The organism is Nonomuraea roseola (assembly GCF_039535395.1).
GTDB lineage: Bacteria > Actinomycetota > Actinomycetes > Streptosporangiales > Streptosporangiaceae > Nonomuraea > Nonomuraea roseola.
This window is the reverse complement of record NZ_BAAAXC010000006.1, coordinates 555,889-564,139: the sequence shown is the minus strand read 5'-3', so window position 1 is coordinate 564,139 and position 8,251 is coordinate 555,889. Positions and strand designations below refer to the sequence as shown.

Sequence of the window (8,251 nt, the reverse complement as noted above, 5' to 3'; positions counted from 1 at the left end):
GCCGGCTCGGCTGCTGTGCTCGTCTATGGGGCTGAAGTCGGGGCTGAAGTTGACCATCCTGGCGCTCGTGCGCGGCGAACTCGTCGGTCGACCGAGCCTGGGTCATCTCCCCTTCCTCGGCCATTGCTTTGAGCCGCTCCGGCGGGAGCGAGCTCTCTCGCTTGTTCATCGAACGCATGCCCAGTGCCACGACTACGAGCACGAGGAGCACGACGCGACGAGAACCAGTACGACCGCAGTCATTGCACCACCCTCAAGGGCCATGGCCTGCCAGCGGGCGCCGGGAGATCGCGCGGCCATCGACGCGTCTGCCCCCTGATCACCAACGCACAGCGAAACGGATCTGATGTGTCGGCCACTATGAGCGTTGTCACACCCTAAGTGAAGAATATGTGGTAACCACTACTACCAGCAGCGTTGCGGCCATCACTCGATGTGCACCGCCGTCAGGCGGCCACGCGCGATGGGTCTGGTCGGCGATCATCTTCAGGACGTCGGGGAGGAGGCGCTCGCCCGTGCCCTTGAGCGCCCGCTCAACGCGTAGACGCTGAAACGATAGCTGCCTTCTCTGTCGCAGGGTGGCTCGTAGCCGACCTCGCCGATGGTCACCGCCGCCTGCCCGGCCTCCTTGGGAGGGTCGGAGGCGGCGTCTTCGCCGATCTCGTCGTGCGCGGGTCGATGTTGTAGGACACCACTGCACGGCGGGGTTGGAGGAGCTGGTGTCGTCGACCACGATCGCGATCGACTTGGCACGTGAGAGCACGTCGCTCGACCAGCGCAGCGGCGGGCTCATCTTCGTGCCCGTGACAGGAGTATTCCGACGGAAGGGGGGTCTTGTCGCGCAGACTCGAGCTGCTGACGTTGATCCCCTGATCTCCCTCGCGGGGCGCTCAGGACGCCGCAGCCGGACACGCCGAGCGACAAGCGCGGCCACCGCCGTCAGGACGGTGGCGCGCCGCACGCGCGTGTACGAGTTCGGTGCCATGCCGAGAATGCTACGCGCCTGTCGGTGATGCGCCGACCGGTTCGGGAGGTTCGGTCGCGGGGAAAGCCGTTGAAAACTGGAATAATCGGGCATGAAAGGGTGACGTTGGACACAACCATGACCTTCGTCAGCCCTATTCGGAGTCGTCAGGGGCGATCTTTCTCCCGGTGCGGCCGAGGCGGTCAGAAAGCCGACGCTCCCTTCTAAGCTGGGCACTGTGACTGAGGCGCCCGACCCGGCAGCGGGTCCACTGCGTGACCCCCATCATCGCGTCTCGCCAAGGCCGTCCGCCTGTGGCTGCTGAGGCGGTTGGTCGCCCTCGTGCCTGTCGCCGCGGGGTCGTTCTGCTGCGCCGCCTGGATACCGAGCTGGTCGTGGCTGCCGCTTGGCTGTCGGGCAACTCGTGGCTGGTGCGGTCGTGGTGCTCGTGACCGCCACGCCGTTCCTGTGGTGGAGCCATTCGTGCGCTTCGCCGTCCATCGGTGGGAGCTGTCGGGAGACGTTCGTCTACGCCAGTCGGGCTCCTGACCAGGGAGGGGTTCTTCGTCCCCGTGAGCCGCATCCAACCGTCGACAAGGCCCAGGGCTGGTTCGAGCGCATGTCGCCTGGCCACGCTGGAGATCCGCACCGCCTCGCACGCGGGCTCGTCCACGATCCAGGGCCTCGACCACAACCGTCGCCGCCGGGCTCGCCGAGCACTGGCCAGGCGGGCCGAGGAGCTCAGGGACGACGCACATGAGCGAGCAGGGCGCCACGAAGCTGAGCCCCAAGGGGTGCTCATCGATCCGGTGCGCATGCTGCCGTCCCTGCTGATCCCCCTGTCGGGCGGCTCTGCTGTTCGTGGGCGGGTTCTCGCCGCGCTCCTTCGGCTGGGCCGCCTTCGGCGTCCTCGGCACACGTCGTCTTCGCCGTGGTGCGCTGGGCGACCTTCAGCTACCGCCTCGTCGGGGACCGGCTCGAGATCAAGCGGTTTTTTCGGTTTTTTTTCTTTTATTTTCGCCTCATCAGCAGGTCGGTACGGACCATCCCGCTGGAGCGGGTGCGAGGCGTGGACATCTCACGCCTCCCATGCACCGGCTGCTCGGGATGGCCGTACTCAAGATCGACACAGGTGCCAGCGGGGGAGGCGAGCAGGAGGGCGAGTCGACGGGGGTGAGCGTGGCGGAGGCCGAGCGGCTCAAGGACGTCCTGCTGCGCAGCGTCAGGGCGGCCAGGCCGCCGGAGCCGCCACCGGCCTCGACGGCGGCCCCGAGGGGCACGGGAGCGTCGCAGCGACCCCACTCCCCGAGGGCCAGGCCGTGCACCGGCCAGGGGGAGCCTCCCCTGACGCCTCGCTCGAGCGGCCCTTCGAGGAGCCGCAGGAGCACGTGATCGTGAAGGTGCCGCGCAGGTGGCCCTGTACGGCGCTGTCCGGCGCCTTCCTCTTCACCCCCTTCGCCGTCGCGGGCGGCCGCCATCGGCCTGCTCTTCCAGTGGGCGACCAGCTCGGGCTCGGCCGCGACGCGGCGTGGTGGAACGCGGGCCGCTGGTGGGGACCACCCGATCCTCATCGTGGTGGTGGTCCTCGCGCTGATCGTGGCCATGCCGTTCGTGGCGGCGGTGATGTACGCGGTGTTAACTGGGACTTCACGCTCAAGGAGCGCGAAGGCTACCTCGTCGCCGAACGCGGCCTCGTCACCAGGCGGCGCGTCTCGCTCGAGGCCCGCCGTACCCGGCGGCTACGAGACGTCGACGCGCTGGCCGAGCGGAGGGCCGGAGTCGTCAGGATGTGGGCCATCGTGACCCGGCCTCGGCGATCGGAGACCAGGGGGCAGCTGCTGCCCGACGTCCCGAGGCCCGTCGCTCTGAGGTCCCTCCCAGTCCGTCGGCCCGTCACCGCGCCGCTGCGCCCGCACTCTCCGGTCGCCCGCACCCGCGCCTGTTCAGGGCGATCGTCCGTGGCTCGTGCTGGCGGCGGTGCCCGCCGTCCTCGCGGTGGCGACCGCCACGCCGGCCTGGTGGATCCGGTGCCGTGGCGCTCGTGCTGGCCGGGCTGGGCGTTCCTCCTCGGCAACGACGTTACCGCTCGCTCGGGCACGGCTACGACGGCGTCAGGCTGCTGTCGGTGCGCTCGGGGTCGCTGCGGCGCTCCCAGGCGGTCATCGAACGGCGGGCGGTAGCGTCGGCTGGCCGCTGCGCCAGACGTGGTTCAGCGCAGGGGCGGGGTGCTCACGCTCGTCGCGGGGGTGGCGGCGGCAAGGGCGGCTACGAGGCGATGGACGTCTCCGAGGAACAGGGCGTCGCCTTCCCCGCCGAAGTCACCCCCGAGTGGCTGACGCCCCGTTCCTGACACGCGACTGAGGGACGCTCCCTGTCCGGCAGCGCCCTCGGTCTCCCATGTCCGTCAGCCCCGGCCCGGTGTCCCGGGGTCTGGCCAGTTCTTGCGGCAGCTCCGGTGAGGTAGGTCCTGAGACGGCCTTCCAGACGTGGCCAGCCCTGACGGCGGCCCGCGTGGTCAGAACTGACGGTCTTCCGAGCGGTGTCAGTCCTGACGGCGGGTCGTTCTGACGCGGTCTTTCGGGTGGGCTCAGTCCGGCGGCGGGCGCCGAACATGATCTCGTCCCAGGTCGGCACCGAGGCCCTGCGGCCTCTGGCGTTCTTCTTGGGCTGGCGCGCGGCCGGCGCGCGGCGCGGCGACGGCCGGGCACAGGGGTCGGGTCGGCGGGCGGCTTCTTGGGGACGGGCGGCTTGGGTGCTTCTCCTGCGCGCCGCGTCCTCCTCGGCGCTCGGACGCGCCGCGGGGACCGCGGCGGGCCTCATCCTTTACGGCGGACGCCTTGGCGCCACGGGCTCCTCGGCCTGGCCCCTGCGAGGACACCTCCGGCTCGGATCCCTGCTGCCGCTCCTCGGCCTCCGCTCCTCGCCGGGTCTTCGGGCTTGGGGCTCTTGCGGCCCTCTCGGCGAGGCCGCCTGGGTGGGCGCTCGGTCTTGGTCTGAGTCTCGGGCTTCGAGGGCGTCTCGACCGTGTGTGCCTCGACCGGGGCAGCGCTGCCTTGAGGGCCTCGGCCTTCGGCTCCTCGGGCTTCTCCTGAGGGGCCTCCTTGGGCGCGTCGCTCGCGGTGGCCCGCTCGTCGGCCTTCGCCGGTGGGCGTCGGCGACGGTCGGCGGGGCTTCCGGCGTGGTGGCGGCGGCCGCAGGAGCCTCGGCCGTCTCGATGGACGCTGCTTGGCGGACCCCGTCTCGACGAATACCTGCTTGGCGGACGCCGTCTCGACCATTGCCTGCTCGGACGCGGCCTGCTCCGTGGCGGTCTTTTCCGTGCGACGGGTGATGTGACCGACGTGGGCTCGCGGTGTCAGCCGGCTTGCCGACCTCGCCGCCCTCACCGGTCTGCTGGGCCGCGACCCTGTCGACGGCCTTAGGTGCGGCGTCGGCTTCGGGGGCGGGCGTCGGGTGCGGCGACGGCCTTCGGTGCGGCGCTGGTCTGGGCCTCGGCGGTGGTGCCGGGGCCGGGGGGGCTGTCGGCTCCCGCGCGACGACGGTGTCCGGCGTGGCCACCGATTCGGACTTCGGCGCGGGCCACGACCTCGGGTGCCGCCTCCGGGCGCGGTCACGGCAGCGCGTGCGGCTTCGGGTGCGGATGCGGCACGTCCCGGGCGCGCCCTCGTGCGCTGGCCCGACTGCGCGTTGATGCGGCCCGACTTCCGGGTGCGGCGGCCTGCCGTGACACTGTGCCTCGGTGTGCGGCGGTCTGCTCGGGCGTGGCTGGAGCCTCCGGGACGGTGGCGGCGTCGTGTGGTCGAGGCGACGGCTCGCGAGACGGTGACCGCTCGAGGCGTCGCGTCGCCTCGGATGCCTGGGCAGCCTCGGACGTCTCATGGATGCTTCGGGCGCCCTGGATGCTCAGGTGTGTGCGAGCGCCGGAGGTCGGGCGCGCGATCGTCTCGGATGCTCGCGGCGTCTGGCAGCCTCGGAGGCTGCGAGCGCCTCGGTGAGTCTCGGGCGGCTGCGAAGCGCTCTCAGAGGTCTTCGGGTGGGGCTGCGGGTGCCTTAGGCGGATCGGTTGCGCGATGGCTCGGCGAGACGACGGCTTCGGAGGTGCTTCGGACGCCACGCCGCCGCATGCGGGCGCGGCGACCTCAGGGTGTGGGCGCGCGGCTCGACGGAAGCGGCGGACGCGTAGTGCAGGCAACGAAGGGTGTCACCTCAGGGGCAAGACGCCCTCGCGGTCGAAGGTGTGACGATGACTCATGCGGTGGCGGACGCGACAAAGCTAGGAGCGCAACGTGACGCGCGGGCGTGGCGGACGAGGACGCGGGCGTCGAAAGGCTCAGAGGACGCCGGTGCGGCAGACAGACGTGGGCGCGGATGGCCCGGGCTCACCGGCGAAGGCTCCTGCGACGACGGCGCGGCGAACTGAGGGCGCGGGCCGGCGCGGGCACCGTGGTGAGTCGAGGCGGCGTCGGCGACGAGAGTGCGAACGGCGCGGGCGCGCGCGCTCGGAGGCAGCGCTGGCGGACGGAGTGGGGGCAGGGAGGGAGCGGCGCTGCAGGAGGATGCGGCGTCAGCTCGCGCGACTCGTGGGGCAGCAAAACAAAAACGACGGCTCCACCGCGGGTCGAGGAGGCAGCGGGAGTGCGCTAGATCGACTCGGGCCCGCGCCGCGGCGGCCCGCGCACGGCGGCTCGGCCGATACGGGAGAAGCCTGGACTCAGGCGCGGCTCCGGACGAGGAGGCCGGCGGCTGCGCGTACACGGCGGGTCCTGGCGTCGGCGACCGAGGGGAGGGCACGTGGCGGCTGCAACAACGGCTCAGGGCAGCCAGCGGAGGCACCGGCTGCGAGCTTGGCACCCGCCAGGCGGCGCAACGGCGTGACGATGGTGTCCCTCGACCGGCGGGTTCGGAGTCGAAGTCAGGCCGACGACAAAGCCGCAGCGACTCGTCGTCGTGGCGGGGTCACGTGCCTGCGGCGCGGCGGTTCGAAACAGCCACTCGGCGTGCCGGGTGTGACCGTTCCAGACGTAGCCGAGCTTGACCCGCCACAGGCCGTCGTCGCGCTTGGCGGAGTCCAGTCGATCTCGTCGGCAGCACGCCGCGGCGGGTGAGAGCCGCTCGGCGACCAGCTCGCCGAGCGTCGGACCTATGCGGATCGCGGGCATGCGCACGCGACGCGCTGCGCCTGCTGGGCCACGTACTCTCTCTCTGCGAGCCACGGGGCCCTCGAACCACCGGACCGCTCGACGGGGATTCCCGCGGTCGCGGCGATCTCCTCCGCGGTCTCCCCGGCGCGTATGCGGGCCTGGATCTCCTTGGGGCGCAACGGACTCGCCACTCGATCTCGTACTGGCGAGACGAGGAGAAGTTTCGCGGACGGCAGCGCGGAGCCGGTCGTCCACGGAAGCGTGAAGCGGGTCCCTACTCCCGGCCGTAGCAGCCACGAGATAGGTGCCGTCCTCGCTCACACCGCTGACGAGTCGGAGCTCCTGCATGCGCGTCCCTTCGTCATGCGTCGTGCTCAATCTTCCCCGGACCCTTGAGTCTCTCGCGCTGCTTTTGCGTGCGCGCGTCTAGCCTGCCAGCACCGTACCGGCATGTCCGAACCTCGCCTTCATGCGATGGGCCAGGTCGATGTGACGCCGGTCACATGTGCGATTCATCCGAATACAGCCGCCACGTGCAGCAGCGAGGTTACGTTCCTCGACGCGCACATTCTGGCGAATCGCGTCGTGCGTCGTTGTGAGACTCAGCCAAGACGCGAGAGTCGATGGGGCGGAGGCCGGATGGAGGACTCAGGTGGCGGGCCCCACCGATACCGGCCGCGAGGGGGAGGTCACGACGAGCACACCGACTGGCAGGCGGCGCGCGGCGGCGCCCAGCGTACGACGGCGGGGGATGTCCGCGGCGGAGACGGACGGACGGCCACGGCGGTGACGTCTCGCGTGCCCCGCACCCAGTCGAGCCCCACGCGACACGTCGCGACAGCGGCCCCGAGCGTCGCAGCGAGCCCCTGAGCGAGGCGACCGCGCGACGCGGGCGCGCCGCGCGGACCTCCTGCCCGCGGCGAGCGCGGCGGCTCTCTCGTGCCGTGACTGCGCCACAGGCCCGCCCGCGTAGAGCCGGCGATGCCGGGGCGCGCGCTCACGACGCCGCGTGGCGTCGGGCCCTGCCCGCGACTCCCGGTGGCGGAGCTCCTGCCCGGCTAGACACGCGCCATGGGTGGCGGAGCCCTGTCCGTGATGGCCGGCGTCCGGCCCCTGCCCTGTGACCCCCGGCAGCTGGCGGCAGCCCTAGCACCGCGACCGCCGGTGGTCGTCCGGGCCTGCATCGTGATCGCCGGGCGGCGTCGGAGGGCGCCCATGTAGGCGCCGGTGGCGTCGAAGGCGCGCCACGCCCTGTCGCCGAACTGCTTGCGGGTAGACGATCGACGCGGTGTCAAGGACATAGACGTGACGCCTTGCGACCGTGCGAGCGCATGGTGGACTGGACGGCTCGCCCAGCGGGGTGAAGGTTCAGTCGAGCGCGCGGACCCTCGCGGTCGGGCTCACCGATCGCACCCTCGGGGTCGGTGACGCAGGGCGCGCGCCTCGTGGATCGGTCTCAAGCCAGAGGTCGCGAAACCGGGCAGGGCGAGTGACTGTAGTAGCGGCGACACGGCAGGTGACCGTCGGGTCAGTACCCAGCAGGGCGCGGGCCTCGGCCCTGCCGCGCGGCGCGTCACGAGATAGGGCCGACGGAGGGCAGGTCGGAGACGGGACGCTGGAAAACAGGCGGACGCGATGATACGGAGGCCACCACGGAGCGCGACTGTTTCGATCACACGCGGCCGTCGCCAGGGCCGCGGGGCGTACACGGAGGAAAGGGAGACGAATCGGCGGGGCGCACGGCTGTCACGAATCTGCCTGTCACGCAGGTCACAGGAACATCAAGACACGCGCCGCGCGCGTATATTGTACGAGAAGCTCTTGTACCGAACGCGTGACAAGAGGGAATGATCCGGGGGATGAGCGGCGGAGCAGCCCAGGTTGCGAGCTGAGCGGCCGCAGATCGCAGCAGCACTGGCCGTCGGTGACCGCGGCGGCTGGCGGCGTCGATACCTCGGGTGCGGGCGTTCGTGGGAGCGGCGGTGGCGAGCATCGCCAGCACCATTCGGCGCGCGGTGCTACACGCACTACTGAGCGGGCAACGAGCAGATCAAGCAGCACACGTGATCGCGTGGTAAGGACAGGCGAGGACACGGCGCCGTCACTGTGACGGTAGATAGGGTAGAGCTGGCCACGGCCGTGCAGG

Annotated in this window: 4 protein-coding genes; 2 read left to right on the top strand and 2 right to left on the bottom strand. The window is 71.2% G+C overall.

Annotation, left to right across the window (positions count from 1 at the left end):
* A partial coding sequence (locus tag ABFX55_RS08300; protein ID WP_346119205.1) for a hypothetical protein occupies positions 1-211 on the bottom strand: 211 nt, incomplete at its 3' end.
* Between the two features lie 1,842 nt (positions 212-2,053).
* Here ABFX55_RS08300 and ABFX55_RS08295 point away from each other — a divergent pair.
* Positions 2,054-2,356, top strand: coding sequence for a hypothetical protein (locus ABFX55_RS08295; RefSeq protein WP_346119203.1), 303 nt, complete (start codon positions 2,054-2,056; stop codon positions 2,354-2,356).
* Positions 2,357-2,996: 640 nt separating this feature from the next.
* Positions 2,997-3,314 carry a hypothetical protein gene (locus tag ABFX55_RS08290; protein WP_346119201.1) on the top strand — a complete coding sequence of 106 codons (318 nt, stop codon included), beginning with the start codon at positions 2,997-2,999 and terminating at the stop codon, positions 3,312-3,314.
* Positions 3,315-5,775: 2,461 nt separating this feature from the next.
* Here ABFX55_RS08290 and sepH read toward each other — a convergent pair.
* Positions 5,776-6,453: a septation protein SepH gene (gene sepH, locus ABFX55_RS49725; RefSeq protein ID WP_428834757.1), complete on the bottom strand. Its 678-nt coding sequence runs from the start codon at positions 6,451-6,453 to the stop codon at positions 5,776-5,778.
* Positions 6,454-8,251: the final 1,798 nt, after the last annotated feature.

Bases quoted from the DNA above. Each gene is read 5' to 3' on its own strand.
- ABFX55_RS08295 (WP_346119203.1), top strand. From the start codon at position 2,054: ATGCACCGGCTGCTCGGGATGGCCGTACTCAAGATCGACACAGGTGCC.
- sepH (WP_428834757.1), bottom strand. From the start codon at position 6,453: ATGCAGGAGCTCCGACTCGTCAGCGGTGTGAGCGAGGACGGCACCTAT.